The following is a 16361-nucleotide window of genomic DNA, read 5'->3' on the forward strand; positions in this document are numbered from 1 at the left end:
TGGTCCCGGGCCTTCGTCGTCACCGTCAGGCAGACGGACGCCGCGGGTCAGCGCTGGCGCTTCTCGCGGACGCGCATGTTGACGTTGATCGGCGTGCCCTCGAAGCCCCAGATCTCGCGCAGGCGACGGACCACGTAGCGACGGTAACCGGGATCGAGGAAGCCGGTCGTGAAGAGCACGAAGGTCGGCGGACGGCTCGCGGCCTGCGTGCCGAACAGGATGCGGGGCTGCTTGCCACCGCGCAACGGGTGCGGGTGCGCCGCCGTAAGCTCGGCGAGGAAGGCGTTGAACTTGCCGGTGGGGATACGCATGTCCCACGACTCGAGTGCGACCTCGAGGGCCGGGACGAGACGCTCCAAGTGGCGGCCCGTGCGCGCGGAGATGTTGACGCGCGGCGCCCAGGACACGTGCGAGAGGTCCTGTTCGATCTCGCGCTCCAGGTACTTCCGGCGCTCGTCGTCGAGCTGGTCCCACTTGTTGAAGGCGAGCACGAGGGCGCGACCGCTCTCGAGGACGAGGTCGATGATGCGCACGTCCTGCTCGCTGATCACCTCGGTGACGTCGATGAGGACGACGGCCACCTCGGCCTTCTCGAGCGCCGTGCTCGTGCGGAGCGACGCGTAGAAGTCGGCACCCTGCGACAGGTGCACCCGGCGACGGATGCCTGCGGTGTCGACGAAGCGCCAGATCTTGCCGCCGAGCTCGATCTGCTCGTCGACCGGGTCGCGGGTGGTCCCGGCGAGGTCGTTGACGACGACGCGCTCCTCGCCTGCGGTCTTGTTGAGCAGGCTGGACTTGCCGACGTTCGGGCGTCCGAGGATCGCGACACGGCGGGGGCCGCCGAACTCGTCCTTCGCGACGGCCGAGACCTGCGGGAGGACCTTGAGGATCTTGTCGAGGAGGTCGGCGACACCACGACCGTGGATCGCGGAGACCGGGTGGGGCTCGCCGAGGCCGAGGTTCCAGAGCGCTGCGGCCTCCGGCTCCTGACGGGCGTCGTCGACCTTGTTGGCGACGAGGAAGACGGGGCGTCCGGTCCTGCGGAGCAGCTTGACGACCTGCTCGTCGGTCGCCGTGGCACCGACCATGGCGTCGACCACGAAGATCACGACGTCGGAGAGGTCGATGGCGATCTCGGCCTGGGCCGCGACAGATGCGTCGATGCCCTTGGCATCGGGCTCCCACCCACCGGTGTCGACGACCGTGAAGCGACGGTCGTTCCACTCGGCCTTGTAGTTCACGCGGTCGCGGGTGACACCGGGGGTGTCCTCCACGACGGCCTCACGACGGCCGAGGATGCGGTTCACCAGCGCGGACTTGCCCACGTTCGGTCGTCCGACGATCGCCACGACGGGCAGCGCCGGCAGGAAGCGGATCTCGTCCGGGTCCTCCGTCGCGCCGTCGAGGATGTCGAGGTCGTCGCCCTCGAGGTCGTAGTCGGCCAGGCCGGAGCGGAGGGACGCGGCCCGCTGGGTCGCGAGCTCCTCGTCCATGTCCTGGAGGCGGTCCGCGAGGTCGTCGGGGCCTCCGTCGAACTGCTCGTCATCGTGAGCCATGGGAGTTCCTTGCTGTGAGGGATTCGGTGACGCGGACGACCGCGTCGACCGTCTCGTCGAAGTCGATGTGCGTGGAGTCGACCGTGGTCACTCCGTCCGCCGCGTTCATGAAGTCGACGACCCTGGAGTCCGCCCGATCACGCCGCTGCAGTTGTTCCGCGACGTCGCCGGCAGGGTGGCTCTCGAATTCCGCTGAACGCCTGGCCATTCTAGCCGCTTCGGATGCCGTGAGCAGGATCCGAGCCTGAGCATCCGGTGCGACCACCGTGGTGATGTCGCGTCCCTCGACGACGATGCCCGGGCGGTCGACGCCGGCGATGAGCGATCGGAACGTCTCGTTGATCCACGCACGCACCTCCGGGACGCGGGCGACGGCGGACACGACGGCCGTCACGCGAGGGCCGCGGATCTCGTCCGTGACGTCGCGATCACCGAGCGTGAACGCGGTCACGTCCGGGTCGAGTGAGACGGTGAAGGCGCCACCGAACGCGTCGAGCGAGCCGATCACCGCCGCCGAGTCCTCCGGGTCGACGTCCGCATCGAGCGTGTGGAGCGCGAGCGCGCGGTACCAGGCGCCCGTGTCGAGGTAGCGGTAGCCGAGCCGACGGGCGACGGCCTTGCTCACGCTGGACTTGCCGCTGCCGGCCGGTCCGTCGATCGCGACCACGACGGGTGCGTCCGGCGTCGTCGACGCGTCGGTGCTGGTGGGGTGCTGTTCGGTCATGTCTCTTCCTATACTTCCGCGATGCGCCAGCCGCGCGACTCGAGGTCGTCGACGGTGCGCTGCTTCACCTCGGGGAGGACCTGGACCTCCGCGAGACCGATGTTCGCGCCGGGCGAGTGCTCCAGACGCAGGTCTTCGATGTTGACGCCGATCTCGCCCAGCTCGGTGAACAGGGCGCCCAGCTGGCCGGGGCGGTCGTCGAGGAGGACGACGATGCTCGCGAACCGGCGGTTCTGGCCGTGCTTGCCGGGGAGCCGTGCGACGCCGGTGTTGCCGGCGGCGATCGTGTCCGCGATCGTGCGGCGAGCGCCCGGCACCTCCGGGTCCCGGAGCGCCGAGATGACCGACGCGAGGTCGGTGGACAGCTGCTCCAGCACCGGGAGGACCTCGGCGTGGTTGGCACTGAGGATCTGCACCCAGAGCTCCGGGGCGCTCGAGGCGATGCGAACGGTGTCGCGCAGGCCCTGTCCGGCGAGCTGGATGGCGCCCTCCTCGGCGTCCTGCAGCTGGGCGGCCAGGAGGCTCGCGACGAGTTGCGGCGTGTGCGAGACGAGCGCGACGAAGCGGTCGTGCTCGTCGGGCGTCATCTCCATCGGGATGGTGCCGAGGTCGAGCGCGAGGCCCTCCACCTGCGACAGCGCCCAGGCGGGTGTCTCGGCGTCGCGGCAGATCACCCAGGGGCGGCCGAGGAAGAGGTCGGCCCTGGCGGAGATCGCTCCCCCGCGCTCACGGCCGGCGAGCGGGTGGGAACCGATGTACCGGGTGAGGTCGACGCCGCGCTCGAGCAGTGCCCGGTACGGTTCGAGCTTCACGCTCGCGACGTCGGTCACGACGGCGCGCGGGAACGCGGCGAGTTCGGCCTCGATGACGCGGGCGGTGACGTCCGGTGGGACGCAGATGACGACGACGGACGGGTCGTCGTCGGGTTCCGCCGCACGACCCGCGCCGTAGTCGATCGCGAGGCGCAACTGGCTGGGCGACGCGTCGTCGAGGATGATGTCGACGCCCTTGGCGCGCAGCGCGAGTCCGATGCTCGCGCCGAGGAGGCCGGCTCCGACGATGCGGACCGAGCCCTGCACGCGCGCGGGAGCTGCGCTCAGGTCGCTCATGCCGTCGGCTCCGACGCCTCCGCTGCCGTGCCGTCGGCCGCGCGGGCTTCAGGACCGTGTGCGCGGGCGATGGTCAGGATGGCGCCGAGTTCGTCCTTACTGAGCTCGCGCAGCTGGCCGGAGCCGAGGGTCCCGAGGTGCAGCGGACCGAACTGACGGCGCACGAGGTCGACGACCGGGTGGCCGACGGCGTCGAGCATGCGACGGACGATGCGGTTCCGCCCGGAGTGCAGCGTGAGCTCCACGAGACTGGAGCCGTCCTCGGTGCCGAGCAGGCGGGCCTTGTCGGCGGAGATCGGTCCGTCCTCGAGTTCGATGCCCGCGGTCAGCTTCGCGAGGACCTGCGGGGTCACCTTGCCCGTGACCTTCGCGATGTACGTCTTCTGCACACCGAAGGAGGGGTGGGCGAGCACGTGCGCGAGGTCGCCGTCGTTGGTGAGGATGAGCAGACCGCTCGTCTCGGCGTCGAGGCGGCCCACGTTGAAGAGCCGTTCCTCGTACTGCTCGGTGAACCGGCGCAGGTCGGGGCGACCGCGGTCGTCCTTCAACGAGCTGTAGATGCCCACCGGCTTGTTGAGCATGAGGTAGCGCTTCGAGGCGTCGAGCTGGATGGCGCTGCCGTCGACGGACACGAGGTCGTGCTCCGGGTCGATCCGCGAGCCGAGCTCGGTGACGACGACGCCGTTCACCTCCACGCGGCCGTCCTCGATGAGCTGCTCCGACACGCGCCTCGAGGCGACGCCGGCGTTCGCCAGCACCTTCTGCAAGCGGATGCCCTCTGATTCAGTGCTGGTCACTGTCGAATCCTTCCCGGCCATCGTCGAGCAACGGCGAGATCCGCGGCAGCTCCTCGATGGCGTTGATACCAAGTTGGGTGAGCAGGAGATCGGTGGTGCCGTAGTTGATGGCACCCGTCTCACTGTCGGTGAACATCTCCGTGATGAGTCCGCGCCCGAGGAGGGTGCGGACGACGGAGTCGACGTTGACGGCGCGGATCGAAGCGATCGCGCCGCGGCTGATCGGCTGCTTGTAGGCGATCACGGCCAGGGTCTCGAGCGCCGCCTGCGACAACTTCGTCGGGTTCTGCGTCACGACGTAGTCGGTGACGAGCGCGTCGTAGTCGGCCCGGACGTAGATCCGCCAGCCGCCGCCGACCTCGCGGAGTTCGAATCCGCGTCGGACGCCACCGCGTTCGCCGTCGTAGTCGGCGACGAGGTCGGCGATGGCCCGTCGGACGGCTCCGACCGGCACGTGCACGGCAGCGGCGAGGTTCACGAGGCTCTGCGGTTCGTCGGCGACCATGAGGATCGCCTCGAGCGCCCGTGGGACGTCCGGTGCGGGCACCGGCGCGGGCTCGGGCGGCAGGCTCTGGGCGGCGTCCGTCGGCCGCTCGATCGACTCGGGTGTCGCGTCAGGCATCGTAATCGGCTCCCAGGTTGGCGAGGCTGTCGTCGTTCCAGGTCTCGGCTGTCCAGCGGAGCGTGAGCTCGCCGAGCGGTTCGATCTGCTCGAAGGACAGCGCGGCGTGCCGGTACAGTTCGAGCACGGCGATGAAGCGCGCGATGACGACGCCCTTCAGCTCCGCACCGGCCACGAGCTCGCGGAAGGTGTGGGACCCGCCGCGGCGCAGGATGGCGACGACGTGCGCCGCCTGCTCCCGGATGCTCACGAGCGGTGCGTGCAGGTGGTCGAGACCGACGGTCGGCACCTCGCGTGGCGTGAACGCGAGCGTCGCGAGTGCGCCGAAGTCCTGCGCGGTCAGCGTCCAGACGAGTTCCGGGGTCTGCTGGCGGTACTGCTCCTCCAGCCGGACCGCCCGGAAGTGGCGCGCCGCCTCCAGGTCGAGGCGCTCGGCGAACCACGCGGACGCCTGCTTGAACGCGCGGTACTGCAACAGGCGGGCGAACAGCAGGTCCCGCGCCTCCAGCAGGGCGACGTCCTCCGCGTCGACGAGTTCGCCCTGCGGCAGCAGCCCCGCGATCTTGAGGTCGAGCAGGGTGGCCGCCACGACGAGGAACTCGCTCGCCTGGTCGAGTTCGTCATCGGCCTCGAGCGTCCGCAGGTAGGCGATGAACTCATCGGTCACGCGGCTGAGCGAGACCTCCGTGATGTCGAGTTCGTGCTTGCCGATGAGGGTCAGCAGGAGGTCGAAGGGTCCTTCGAAGCCCTCGAACGACACCCGGAACGACGGTGCCGGTGCGGGGTCGACGGTCGTCGCCTCATCGGAGCGCGAGCCGGTGTCGCCGGCCGGAGGGAGGACGGCAACGGGCGTCCGCGCGGGATCAGGCGATCGCGCCACGGGAGATGAGCTCTCTCGCGAGCTGACGGTAGGCCTTCGCGGCGGCGTGCTCCGGTGCGAACTCGGTGATCGGGGTTCCGGCGACGCTCGCGTCGGGGAACTTCACGGTCCGTCCGATGACCGTCTCGAGGACCTTCTCGCCGAACGCGTCGACGACGCGCTCGAGGACCTCGCGCGAGTGCAGCGTCCGGGAGTCGTACATGGTGGCGAGGATCCCGTCGAGCTCGATCGCCGGGTTGAGGCGGTCGCGCACCTTGTCGATGGTCTCGATGAGCAGCGCGACACCGCGGAGCGCGAAGAACTCGCACTCGAGCGGGATGAGCACCCCGTGGCTGGCGGTGAGGGCGTTGACCGTGAGGAGGCCGAGCGAGGGCTGGCAGTCGATCAGGATGACGTCGTAGTCGTCGGACACCTTGCGGAGCACCCGGGCCAGGATCGTCTCCCGCGCGACCTCGTTGACGAGGTGGACCTCGGCGGCCGAGAGGTCGATGTTGGCCGGAAGCACGTCGAGACCCTCGATGGCGGTGTGCTGGATGACCTCGGCCGGATCCTTCACGGTGCCGAGCAGCAGGTCGTACACGGTGTTGGAGTCGTGGGTGGAGATGCCGAGACCGGCGGACAGCGCGCCCTGCGGATCGAAGTCGACGACGAGCACCCGGCGGCCGTATTCGGCCAGCGCGGCGGACAGACTGATGGTGGTCGTCGTCTTGCCGACCCCGCCCTTCTGGTTGCAGAGCGAGATGATGCGTGCCGGACCGTGCTGCGCCAGCGTGGGCGGCACCGCGAACTCACGACGCGGGCGGCCGGTCGGGCCGTTCGGGTTCAGTTCGGCGGCGGTCTTGCGCGCAGAATCCTGCACTGCGCTCGTGTGCTTCGTACCGGCCACCGGTGTTGCCTCGCTCCCGCTTGCTGTCGTTCGAGTGACGAGTCTACCGGGCCACGGGTCAGGCCTGCGGTGCCGCTCCGCCCGCGGTCCATCTCGCCCGGGGATGGGACTGCGTGTACACATCACGGAGGTTGTCGACCGTCACCAGCGTGTACAGCTGCGTCGTCGCCACCGAGGAGTGACCGAGGAGTTCCTGCACGACCCGGACGTCGGCGCCGCCCTGCAGCAGGTGCGTCGCGAAGGAGTGTCGGAGGGTGTGCGGCGACACGTGCGACTCGAGTCCGGCGCGCTCGGCGGCACGCTGGAGGACGAGCCACGCACTCTGCCGGGACAGTCGCGCACCGCGCTGCCCCAGGAACAGCGCCGGCGTGGAACGACCGAGGCCGGAGAAGACCGGCCGGACGCGCACGAGGTAGCGGTCGACGGCGTCGCGGGCGAAGCTGCCGAGCGGCACGATCCGCTGCTTGCCGCCCTTGCCGAGGAGTCGGACGATGTCGGTGTCGATGACGTCGTCGACGTTCAGGCCGACGGCTTCCGAGACCCGGGCTCCGGTCGCGTAGAGCAGTTCGAGGAGCGCCTTGTCGCGGACGGCGAGCAGGTCGTCGCCGTCGGTCGTCACGAGCAGTGCGCGGACCTGGTCGATCGTGATCGCCTTCGGGAGCCGCCCCGGGAGCTTCGGCGGCCGCACCTCACGTGCGACGTCGACCTCGACGAGCTGTTCGTCGAGCAGGAACCGGTGCAGACCACGGATCGACGACAGCACCCTGGCGAGCGAGGACGAACGCACCGGCTGCCCCTCGGGTGTCCGGAGCGACGCCGTGTACTCCGACACGTGCGCAGCGGTGACGGCCGGCGCCTCGACGACGCCGTGCGCCCCGAGCCAGGCGAGGTAGCCCTCGAGATCACGCCGATAGGCGGCTTGCGTATTGGCCGACAGCCCGCGCTCGATCGCGATGTGCCGCAGGTAGTCGGCGACCGCGCGATCGAGCGCCACGCCTCAGGCTCCGCCCGGCCCGATCGTGGAGTCGCCGCTGTCGCGCAGCGTCGACCACCCGCGATCCCGAGCCGCGGCGGCTGTGAGGACGCCGAGCATCAGGATCGAGTTGTGGAGCCGGCCGTCGAGTACCGCGGCCACGGCGTCGTCGAGCGGCACCCACTCCACGAGGATGTCCGCCTCCTCCTCAGCACGGGCGAAGGCCTCGGCGGTCGCGGTGAGGTCACGCGCGAGATAGATGCGGATCGACTCGTTGCTGCCACCGGGCGTCGTGTAGAACTCCGTCAGCAGCTGAAGCGAACCGGCGACCAGATCGGCCTCCTCCTCCAGCTCGCGACCCGCGGCCACGGCCGGGTCCTCCCCCGCGATGTCGAGGAGGCCGGCAGGCAGCTCCCAGTCGCGCTCCCCGATCGGGTGGCGGTACTGCTGGATGAGCAGGACGCGCTCGTCGGCGTCGAGCGCCAACACCGCCACCGCCCCGGTGTGGTCGACGAACTCGCGCACGACCTCCCCGTCACCGTAGCGGAACGTCTCCCGACGGATGTCCCACACCTTGCCCGCGAACGCGCGCTCGGAGGACACCACCTCGACGGGGTGCGCCTCGTCGCGCAACGACGCGGCGTCGCCGAACGACTCAACCATTGGCGACGTCGAACAGCCGGCTCGCCTGCTGGCGCTCGAGCGAAGCACCGACGAGACCGGCGAACAGCGGGTGCGCGTGGTTCGGGCGCGACCGCAGCTCGGGGTGCGCCTGCGTGGCGACGTAGAACGGGTGCACCTCGCGCGGCAGCTCGACGTACTCGACGAGCGTGCCGTCGGGCGACAGGCCGGAGAACTGGAGGCCGGCGTCCGCGATCTGCTGGCGGTAGCCGTTGTTCACCTCGTAGCGGTGACGGTGACGCTCGGACACCTCGTCCGCACCGTACAGCTCGGCGACGATCGAGCCCTCGTCGAGCTTCGCCGCGTACAAGCCGAGGCGCATCGTGCCGCCGAGGTCGCCGCCGGCGATGATCTCGACCTGCTCTGCCATCGTCGCGATGACGGGGAACTGCGTGTCGGGGTCGAACTCGGAGGAGCTGGCGCCTTCGAGCCCGACGACGTTCCGGGCGTATTCGATGACCATGCACTGCAGGCCGAGGCAGAGGCCGAGCACCGGGATGCCGTTCTCGCGGGCGAACTTCAGGGCGCCGAGCTTGCCCTCGATGCCGCGGATGCCGAAGCCGCCGGGGACGCAGATGCCGTCGACGTCGGCGAGCGCCTTGATCGCTCCGTCGACGGTCTCGCAGTCGTCGGACGGGATCCAACGGATGCTGACCTTCGTGTCGTGGGCGAAGCCGCCGGCCTTGAGCGCCTCGGTCACCGACAGGTAGGCGTCGGGCAGGTCGATGTACTTGCCGACGAGGCCGATGGTGACGGCGTGCTTCGGGTGGTGAACGGCCTCGAGGAGGTCGGCCCAGCCGCTCCAGTCGACCTCGTTGGTGACGAGACCCAGGCGGTCGGCGATGTAGGCGTCGAGGCCCTGGTCGTTCAGCATGGTGGGGATGTCGTAGATGCTCGGGACGTCGACCGCGTTCACGACCGCGTCCTCGTCGACGTCGCACATGAGCGCGATCTTGCGCTTGTTGCTCTCGGTCACCGGGCGGTCGCTGCGGAGCACGAGTGCGTCGGGCTGGATGCCGATGGACCGGAGGGCCGCGACGGAGTGCTGCGTCGGCTTCGTCTTCTGCTCACCGGAGGCGCCCATGTACGGCACGAGCGAGACGTGGACGAAGAACACGTTGTTCCGGCCGAGCTCGTGGCGGATCTGGCGAGCCGACTCGATGAACGGCTGCGACTCGATGTCGCCGACCGTGCCACCGATCTCGGTGATGATCACGTCGGGCTGGGGGGTCTCGGACGCCTGGAGGCGCATGCGGCGCTTGATCTCGTCCGTGATGTGCGGGATCACCTGCACGGTGTCGCCGAGGTACTCGCCGCGACGCTCCTTGGCGATCACGGTCGAGTAGATCTGACCCGTCGTCACGTTCGCGGCCTGGCTCAGCTCGATGTCGAGGAACCGCTCGTAGTGGCCGATGTCGAGGTCGGTCTCGGCGCCGTCGTCGGTCACGAAGACCTCGCCGTGCTGGAACGGGTTCATCGTGCCCGGGTCGACGTTGAGGTAGGGGTCGAGCTTCTGCATGACCACCCGGAGCCCGCGCGCCGTCAGCAGGTTGCCGAGGCTGGCTGCGGTGAGCCCCTTGCCCAACGAAGAAACGACACCACCAGTCACGAAGATGTGCTTGGTCGTGCCGTTGGAGCCCGAGACGATGCCGTCGATCGGAGAGTTCAGGTTGCCCGCTTCAGAAGTATTCACCACGGGCTTTTATCCTACCATCCAGTTCGGGTCCATGTGTCGCTTCCTTCGCGGTCGCGTCGTCAGGAAGCTGCGAGGGCGAGCAGTTCGCGGGCGTGGGCGAGGCCGCTGTCGGACTCCGCGAGCCCGGAGAGCAGCCGCGCCATCTCCGCCTCCCGCTCGGCGCCGACGAGCTGGCGCACGCTCGACGCCGTCACCGAACCGTCTCCGCCCTTGACCACGCTCAGGTGGTTGTTCGCGAAGGCCGCGACCTGCGCGAGGTGGGTGACGACGATCACCTGCGAGCGTTCGGCGAGGGCCGCGAGGCGACGCCCGATCTCGATCGCCGCGGCTCCGCCGACGCCGGCGTCGACCTCGTCGAACACGAAGGTCGGTACGGGGTCCGCGCCGGCGATGACGACCTCGAGGGCGAGCATCACCCGGGACAGCTCTCCGCCCGAGGCGCCCTTGCCGAGCGGTCGGGGCTCGGCACCGGCGTGCGGCCGGAGGAGGAAGGCGATCATGTCCTTGCCGTGCAGCGTGAGGTCGTCGCGATCGGACACCTCGACGACGAGCTCCGCCTCGGCCATGGCGAGCGAGCGCAGTTCCGCGCTCGCGGCTGCGCCGAGTCGAGCAGCGGCTTCGACCCGGACGGCGCTCAACGTCGCGGCAGCGGCATCGACCTCCCCGGAGAGCCGTTCGACGTCGCCCTCGAGCTGGGTGATGCGGTCGGAGTCGCCGTCGAGCTCCATCAGACGGGTGCTGCCCGTCTCGAGCAGGTGCAGGACGTCCTCAGGCGTCGGCCCGTACTTCCTGGCGAGTGTCGCGAGCGTGGCACGGCGCTCCTGGACGACCTCGAGTTCGCGAGCGCCGTCCTCGTCGAGTCCGGCGAGGTAGCTCGAGAGCTCGGCGGCGATCTCCGCGGCCAGGTAGCTCGCGTTGGCGACACTCGCGGCGATCGCGCCGAGGGCGGGATCGTGCACCGAGGCCCGGTCGAGCTGCCGCCGCGCGCCTTCGAGGAGTCCGACGACGTCGCTCTCCTCGCCCGCCTCGGCCGAGACGAGTTCTCGGGCGCCGGCAGCCGAGAGACGGAGCTCTTCGAGGTTCGTCAGTCGATCGGCGCGCTCGGCGAGCTCGGCGTCCTCGCCGGGCTGCGGGTCGGCCTGCTCGATCTCGGCGAGCGCGACGCGCAGCTGCTCGGCCTCGAGGAGCCGCGTGTCGCGCTCGTTCGTCAGGGTCTCGAGCTCCGTCCGCAGCTCGAGGAGCTCCGTGTAGCGCCGCTGGTAGTCGCCGAGGGCCCGCTGGAGCGGTTCACCGGCGAAGCGGTCCAGGGCGTCCCGCTGGGCCGGCGCGGCCCGCAGCCGGATCTGGTCGGACTGCCCGTGCACGACGACGAGCTGCTCGCCGAGTTCGGAGAGGATACCGATGGGCGCTGTCCGGCCACCGACGATCGCGCGGCCGCGGCCCTCGGCGGTCACGATCCGACCGAGCAGCAGCTCAGCCGCATCACCCGCGGGGTCGAGGTCTCCCCCGGCCTCGCGGACGCGCTCGGCGACCGCGCCGTCGCCCGGCACCAACCAGCGTCCCTGGACACTCGTCTGCTTCTGGCCCGCTCGCACGACGCCGCTGTCCGACCGCTGACCGAGGAGCAGCCCGAGGGCGGTGACCACCATCGTCTTGCCCGCACCGGTCTCACCCGTCACGGCGGTGAAGCCGGGACCGAGCGGGAGCGTCCCGGACGCGATGACGCCGAGGTCGCGGATCTCGATCTCCTCGATCATGCAGTGCCCTCCTGATCGCTGTGGTGCCGGGTGGCCGTGGAGGCCGGGACGTGAATGGTGCCGGTCATCGGCTCCTCGCGTCCGACGGGGCCGCGCCATCCGGTGACCGGCAGCCGGAACTTGTTGACGAGACGATCGGTGAAGGTGCTCTCGTGGAGGCGCGCGAGACGGACCGGCACCGAGGAGCGTCTGACGACCACCCGTGCGCCCGGCTGGAGGTCCTTGGCCCGGCGTCCGTCGCACCAGAGCACGCCGAGGCCGTCGGTGCGTTCCAGGACCTCGACGGCGAGGGACGACTCCGGGCCGACCACGAGCGGCTTCGCGAACAGGGCGTGCGCGCTGAGCGGGACGAGGGTGATGGCCTCCACCGACGGCCACACGACCGGGCCGCCCGCCGAGAAGTTGTAGGCGGTGGAGCCGGTCGGCGTCGAGATGACCACCCCGTCGCACCCGAAGGAGGAGAGCGGACGCTGATCGACCTCGATCACGACCTCGAGCATGCGCTCCCGACTCGCCTTCTCGACCGTGGCCTCGTTGAGCGCCCAGGTCTCGTAGACGACCTCCGCGCCGACCTTGACCCGGACGGAGAGCGTCATGCGCTCCTCCACGAAGTAGTCGCGACGCACGACGCGTTCGACCGTCTCGGCGAGGTCGTCGCGTTCACTCTCGGCGAGGAAGCCGATGTGACCGAGGTTCACCCCGAGCAGCGGCGCCGCCGATCCTCGGGTCACCTCGGCCGCTCGCAGGATCGTGCCGTCGCCGCCAAGGACGATCGCCAGTTCGATGTCGCCGAGGGAGACCTCCTCGTCGAGGATGGAGACGACGTCGAGCTCCGGGTCGACGGCGATGAGGTCGGCCCGCTCCAGCGCGCTGAGGACCGGGCGGACGCCCGCCTCCAGGAGCAGCCTGGACACGAGCACGGCGGCATCGCGGGAGTCGTCGCGACCGGTGTGCGCGACGACCAGGATGTTCCTCGCCGCTACCGCAGGATCGGTGGAATGTGCCATCGGGTTACGCTCCAGCCATCGAGGTGATCTGCTGCATCCATTCTGTCGGATTGGTTCCGTGCTCGGCCGATATCCACACCACGTACTCGCGGTTGCCGTGGGTGCCGACGATCGGCGACGGGATGAGCCCGGCCGTCCCCAGCCCGAGGTCCCAGGCCGCCCACAGGACGCCTGCGACGGCGTCGGCACGGAGCGCGGGATCGGTGACGACGCCCTCACGGACGCCACCACGACCGACCTCGAACTGCGGTTTGACGAGCAGGACGAGTTCCGCGGGTGACGCGACGACCGACACGAGTGCCGGGAGCACCTGGGTGAGCGAGATGAACGAGAGGTCGCCGACCACGAGCGACGGACGCTCGTCGAGGCCGGTGAGGTCACTGAGCTGCTCCGGCGTCAGGAAGCGGACGTTGCACCCCTCCACGACCCGCACCCGCTCGTCGTCTCGGAGCTGCGGCACGAGCTGGTCGTGCCCGACGTCGAGGGCGACCACCCGACGCGCTCCGCGCTCGAGCAGGACCTGGGTGAATCCGCCGGTGGAGGCGCCGGCGTCGAGGACGAGTGCGTCGTCGACGACGACCGGGAAGGTGTCCAGGGCGGCGAGCAACTTGTGGGCGGCTCGACTGACGTAGTGGTCGGCGCCGGCGACGGCGACCCGCGCATCCGGGTGGACCCGGTGGGAGGCCTTCACGATCGTGCGGTCGTCGACGCTCACGAGCCCGTCGGCGATGAGCTGGGCCGCATGGGTTCTGGAGCGGGCGAGTCCTCGCGCGGCGAGGGCGGCGTCGAGGCGGGCGGGCTGCGCGGCGCCGTCCGGCGAATCGGCTGCAGCCGGTGCTTCGGGTGTGTTCTCCATGCGTTACGCCGACGTCGTCGGCGAGTCGCTCCCCTCGAGCGTCGCCCGGAGTTCGTCGACGAGCTCGCCGTACGCGGCGGCCCGCTCCTCGAGCGGCTGCTCGTCGATGAGGCGGACGCGGGACACGAGGCCGTCGGTCGGGTGCTCCGGTTCGTTCGTCACAGGGCAACCCTACCGGCCGCCACCGTCGCCGCCCGCGGGAACCGCTGTGGGCGAACACCGGTGGCGACCCGCGCCTCTCGAGGGGTGGGCATCACTCCGCGTACAGGTGCTCCGGGACGTTGAGCCCGTAGATGGCACGGCCGGACGCCCAGATCGCGGCGCACGCGGCGCGCAACAGGTCGATCCGGGACGGGCCGTCGGACTCCACCACGACGTCGTTCCCACGGATCCGCACCGTGGCCGCACCGACCGTCGCCGCCTTGCCGTCGCGCGACATGGTGGTGGCCGGATAGGGCTCGTGCAGCTGCCGCAGGTCCTCGAGGATGAAGGTCGGCCGGGAGTGCTGGTCGGCCGCGAGGACGTGCTTGGCCCGATCGATGCCGGTCAGGACGAGGGCCGACGCGATCCCGGCGCGGTTCGCGCCGAGGATGTCGGTGTCGAGTCGGTCGCCGATGAAGAGCGGCTTCGATGCGCCGAAACGCACCTTCGCCTCGTCGAAGATCGGAACCTCCGGCTTCCCGGCGACGGTCGCCAGACGGCCGACCGCCGTGTGGACGGCCGACACCAGCGTGCCGTTGCCCGGAGCGATCCCACGAGCCTGCGGGATGGTCCAGTCCGTGTTCGTCGCGACCCACGGCAGCTCGGAACCGTCGGCGGTCGGCGTCTGCAGCGCGAACGCCGCTTCCGCCAGCTGCGACCAGCCGACTTCGGGAGCGAACCCCTGGATCACCGCAGCCGGCGAGTCCTCAGCCGAGCGGGTGACGACGAAGCCACCCTTCTCGACCTCGTCGACGAGCCCGGCGCCACCGACCACCAGGATCGTCGACCCGGCGGGCACGAGGCCGGCCAGCAGCCGGACCGCGGCCTGTGGGCTCGTGACGACCTCTGCCGGCGCGACGCTGAGGCCGAGATCGGTCAGGTGCTGCGCGACGGAGGCGTCCGTCCGTGAGGCGTTGTTCGTGATGTATCCGACGCGAACGTGTTCCGCCGCCAGGTTCAGCGACTCGACCGCGTGCGGGATCGGATTCGGGCCGGCGTAGACCACGCCGTCCAGATCGGCGAGGACCACGTCGACGCCGTCGAGCGGGGTCACGGGCTTAGGCCTTCTCGTCAGCAGCGGGCTCACCGGACGGCTCCTCCCCGGGCTGATCGTCGGATTCAGGGGCATCAGCCGCGGGCGACTCGGGTTCGTCGTCGAACTCGAGGAACTCCTCCACGACCACCATCGTCTCGCCCTCGTCGTCCGCAGCGGACTGCTCGAGCGCTTCGGAAGCGATCATCGCACGGTCGTGCCAGACAGCCGCCTCCTCCTCGCGACCGAGGACCTCGAGGGTCTCGGCGTAGGCATTGAACAACGCCGGGCTGTAGGAGAACGCACGCTTCGGGTCGAGCTGCGGGATCTGCAGCTCGAGCAGCGCGTCCTCGGTCTGCCCGAGGTCGAGCCGGGCACCCGACATCGCGATCGCGAGGGCGACGCGGACCGGCACATCGAGGGTCGAGCGATCGACGGACCGTCCGAGTTCCAAGGCACGCTCCGGTCGGCCGACGCCGCGTTCACTGTCCACCATGAGTGGCAACTGGTCGTCCTTACCGGAGATACGGCGGTAGGTCCGCAGTTCGCGAAGCGCGAGGGCGTAGTCGCCGGTCTCGTACGCGGTGATGGCGAGCGTCTCGCGGACCATCGCGATCCGGCCGGCCCGACGGGCAGCGGACATCGCGTGGAGGTGAGCCAACGCAGGATCGCTGTCGATCAGTCGCGCCGCCATCGCCAGGTGCTGGGCGACGCCGTCGGCGTTCTCCTTGCTCAGGGTCTTCAGCTCGTTTCGCGCACCCTTGTCGAGGTCCTGCGGCGTGACGTCGTCAGGGATCTCCGGGTCGTCGTGACGCGGCCGGATCGACTTGAGCTCGAACGCGATGCGCTCTTCCTCCGTCAGCTCGCGCTCGCGTCGGAAGGCGTCTCGGTCGCCGCGGGCTGGAGCACCATCGCGCGTCCACAGCTCACGTCCACCGCTGTCACGCCCGCGCTCGGGACGGCCACCACGCTCAGAAGAGTGTCCACGGTCGGTCCGGTTCCCACGGTCCGGACGATCGCCGGACGACGGACGGTCGCCGCTCCGTGCAGGACGGTCGGACCGCTGCGGACGATCCCCCGACGCCGTGCGGTCCCGCTGCCAGGCAGGCCGATCTGGCCGTTGCGGACGGTCGCCGGACGCTGGCCGATCCTTCTGCCAGGCCGGACGATCCGAACGCTGGGGACGGTCTCCTGATGACGGACGGTCACCGCTGCGCGCGGGACGATCCGAACGCTGCGGACGATCCCCCGCCGCCGGGCGATCTTTCTGCCAAGCCGGACGGTCCGAACGCTGCGGACGGTCCCCTGATGACGGGCGGTCACCACTCCGTGCTGGACGGTCGGATCGCTGGGGACGATCGGTGCCACGAGCGCGATCATGGCGCCGTGCAGCACCACCGTTCCCACGGTTGTCACCGGAGGATCTCGGAGGACGTCGCTCACCCTTGTCGGGCTGGTCTGCTGACTGGTCACTCACGATGATCTCCACGGTGCTCGGACGCCGTCACCCGGCGTCAACCTACTGTTGAATTCTTGTCCCACGGTACCCGTGAAACGACGACTTAACGCAAAATGGCCACCCA

Annotated in this window: 16 protein-coding genes; all 16 read right to left on the bottom strand. The window is 70.1% G+C overall.

Annotation, left to right across the window (positions count from 1 at the left end; genetic code table 11):
* Positions 1 to 47: 47 nt before the first annotated feature.
* Positions 48 to 1556, bottom strand: coding sequence for a ribosome biogenesis GTPase Der (gene der, locus BIU99_RS08140; RefSeq protein WP_064295486.1), 1509 nt, complete (start codon positions 1554 to 1556; stop codon positions 48 to 50).
* Positions 1543 to 2280 carry a (d)CMP kinase gene (cmk, locus tag BIU99_RS08145; RefSeq protein ID WP_071260720.1) on the bottom strand — a complete coding sequence of 246 codons (738 nt, stop codon included), beginning with the start codon at positions 2278 to 2280 and terminating at the stop codon, positions 1543 to 1545. The genes der and cmk overlap by 14 nt, the downstream gene beginning before the upstream one ends.
* Before the next feature lie 8 nt (positions 2281 to 2288).
* The gene (locus BIU99_RS08150; protein ID WP_071260722.1) at positions 2289 to 3389 is read right to left on the bottom strand and encodes a prephenate dehydrogenase; all 1101 of its coding nucleotides are present in this window, start codon (positions 3387 to 3389) and stop codon (positions 2289 to 2291) included.
* Entirely contained in the window at positions 3386 to 4207 is an 822-nt protein-coding gene (locus BIU99_RS08155; RefSeq protein ID WP_071260724.1) for a pseudouridine synthase, read from the bottom strand. The genes BIU99_RS08150 and BIU99_RS08155 overlap by 4 nt, the downstream gene beginning before the upstream one ends.
* Entirely contained in the window at positions 4173 to 4808 is a 636-nt protein-coding gene (gene scpB, locus BIU99_RS08160; protein ID WP_064295490.1) for an SMC-Scp complex subunit ScpB, read from the bottom strand. The genes BIU99_RS08155 and scpB overlap by 35 nt, the downstream gene beginning before the upstream one ends.
* Positions 4801 to 5568, bottom strand: coding sequence for a ScpA family protein (locus BIU99_RS08165; protein ID WP_064295504.1), 768 nt, complete (start codon positions 5566 to 5568; stop codon positions 4801 to 4803). The genes scpB and BIU99_RS08165 overlap by 8 nt, the downstream gene beginning before the upstream one ends.
* A 103-nt stretch (positions 5569 to 5671) precedes the next feature.
* The gene (locus BIU99_RS08170; RefSeq protein ID WP_071260744.1) at positions 5672 to 6547 is read right to left on the bottom strand and encodes a ParA family protein; all 876 of its coding nucleotides are present in this window, start codon (positions 6545 to 6547) and stop codon (positions 5672 to 5674) included.
* A gap of 85 nt (positions 6548 to 6632) precedes the next feature.
* Entirely contained in the window at positions 6633 to 7568 is a 936-nt protein-coding gene (gene xerD, locus BIU99_RS19710) for a site-specific tyrosine recombinase XerD (RefSeq protein ID WP_071260726.1), read from the bottom strand.
* A gap of 3 nt (positions 7569 to 7571) precedes the next feature.
* Entirely contained in the window at positions 7572 to 8210 is a 639-nt protein-coding gene (locus tag BIU99_RS19715; RefSeq protein WP_064295492.1) for an NUDIX hydrolase, read from the bottom strand.
* The gene (locus tag BIU99_RS08185; protein ID WP_304440864.1) at positions 8203 to 9897 is read right to left on the bottom strand and encodes a CTP synthase; all 1695 of its coding nucleotides are present in this window, start codon (positions 9895 to 9897) and stop codon (positions 8203 to 8205) included. The genes BIU99_RS19715 and BIU99_RS08185 overlap by 8 nt, the downstream gene beginning before the upstream one ends.
* 86 nt (positions 9898 to 9983) lie before the next feature.
* Positions 9984 to 11681, bottom strand: a complete 1698-nt coding sequence (recN, locus tag BIU99_RS08190) for a DNA repair protein RecN (protein WP_071260728.1) — start codon at positions 11679 to 11681, stop codon at positions 9984 to 9986.
* Positions 11678 to 12688, bottom strand: coding sequence for an NAD kinase (locus BIU99_RS08195; protein WP_079002652.1), 1011 nt, complete (start codon positions 12686 to 12688; stop codon positions 11678 to 11680). The genes recN and BIU99_RS08195 overlap by 4 nt, the downstream gene beginning before the upstream one ends.
* A gap of 4 nt (positions 12689 to 12692) precedes the next feature.
* Positions 12693 to 13544 (bottom strand): TlyA family RNA methyltransferase, encoded by an 852-nt coding sequence (locus tag BIU99_RS08200; RefSeq protein WP_064295494.1) that lies wholly within the window; start codon positions 13542 to 13544, stop codon positions 12693 to 12695.
* 3 nt (positions 13545 to 13547) lie between these two features.
* Positions 13548 to 13706 carry a hypothetical protein gene (locus BIU99_RS19940; RefSeq protein WP_175484367.1) on the bottom strand — a complete coding sequence of 53 codons (159 nt, stop codon included), beginning with the start codon at positions 13704 to 13706 and terminating at the stop codon, positions 13548 to 13550.
* Positions 13707 to 13797: 91 nt separating this feature from the next.
* Positions 13798 to 14874, bottom strand: coding sequence for an HAD-IIA family hydrolase (locus tag BIU99_RS08205; RefSeq protein ID WP_079002654.1), 1077 nt, complete (start codon positions 14872 to 14874; stop codon positions 13798 to 13800).
* Positions 14804 to 15421 (bottom strand): hypothetical protein, encoded by a 618-nt coding sequence (locus tag BIU99_RS08210; protein ID WP_254773595.1) that lies wholly within the window; start codon positions 15419 to 15421, stop codon positions 14804 to 14806. Before BIU99_RS08210 ends, BIU99_RS08205 begins: the two co-directional genes overlap by 71 nt.
* Positions 15422 to 16361 lie beyond the last annotated feature (940 nt).

Source organism: Plantibacter sp. MMLR14_011 (assembly GCF_001865025.1).
GTDB lineage: Bacteria > Actinomycetota > Actinomycetes > Actinomycetales > Microbacteriaceae > Plantibacter > Plantibacter flavus_A.

Coding starts and splice junctions, on each gene's coding strand:
- BIU99_RS08210 (WP_254773595.1), bottom strand. CDS start 15,421: ATGTCCGCTGCCCGTCGGGCCGGCCGGATCGCGATGGTCCGCGAGACG.
- BIU99_RS08195 (WP_079002652.1), bottom strand. CDS start 12,688: ATGGCACATTCCACCGATCCTGCGGTAGCGGCGAGGAACATCCTGGTC.
- scpB (WP_064295490.1), bottom strand. CDS start 4,808: ATGCCTGACGCGACACCCGAGTCGATCGAGCGGCCGACGGACGCCGCC.
- BIU99_RS08205 (WP_079002654.1), bottom strand. CDS start 14,874: ATGCCCCTGAATCCGACGATCAGCCCGGGGAGGAGCCGTCCGGTGAGC.
- BIU99_RS08150 (WP_071260722.1), bottom strand. CDS start 3,389: ATGAGCGACCTGAGCGCAGCTCCCGCGCGCGTGCAGGGCTCGGTCCGC.
- BIU99_RS08200 (WP_064295494.1), bottom strand. CDS start 13,544: ATGGAGAACACACCCGAAGCACCGGCTGCAGCCGATTCGCCGGACGGC.
- cmk (WP_071260720.1), bottom strand. CDS start 2,280: ATGACCGAACAGCACCCCACCAGCACCGACGCGTCGACGACGCCGGAC.
- recN (WP_071260728.1), bottom strand. CDS start 11,681: ATGATCGAGGAGATCGAGATCCGCGACCTCGGCGTCATCGCGTCCGGG.
- BIU99_RS19715 (WP_064295492.1), bottom strand. CDS start 8,210: ATGGTTGAGTCGTTCGGCGACGCCGCGTCGTTGCGCGACGAGGCGCAC.
- der (WP_064295486.1), bottom strand. CDS start 1,556: ATGGCTCACGATGACGAGCAGTTCGACGGAGGCCCCGACGACCTCGCG.
- BIU99_RS08155 (WP_071260724.1), bottom strand. CDS start 4,207: ATGGCCGGGAAGGATTCGACAGTGACCAGCACTGAATCAGAGGGCATC.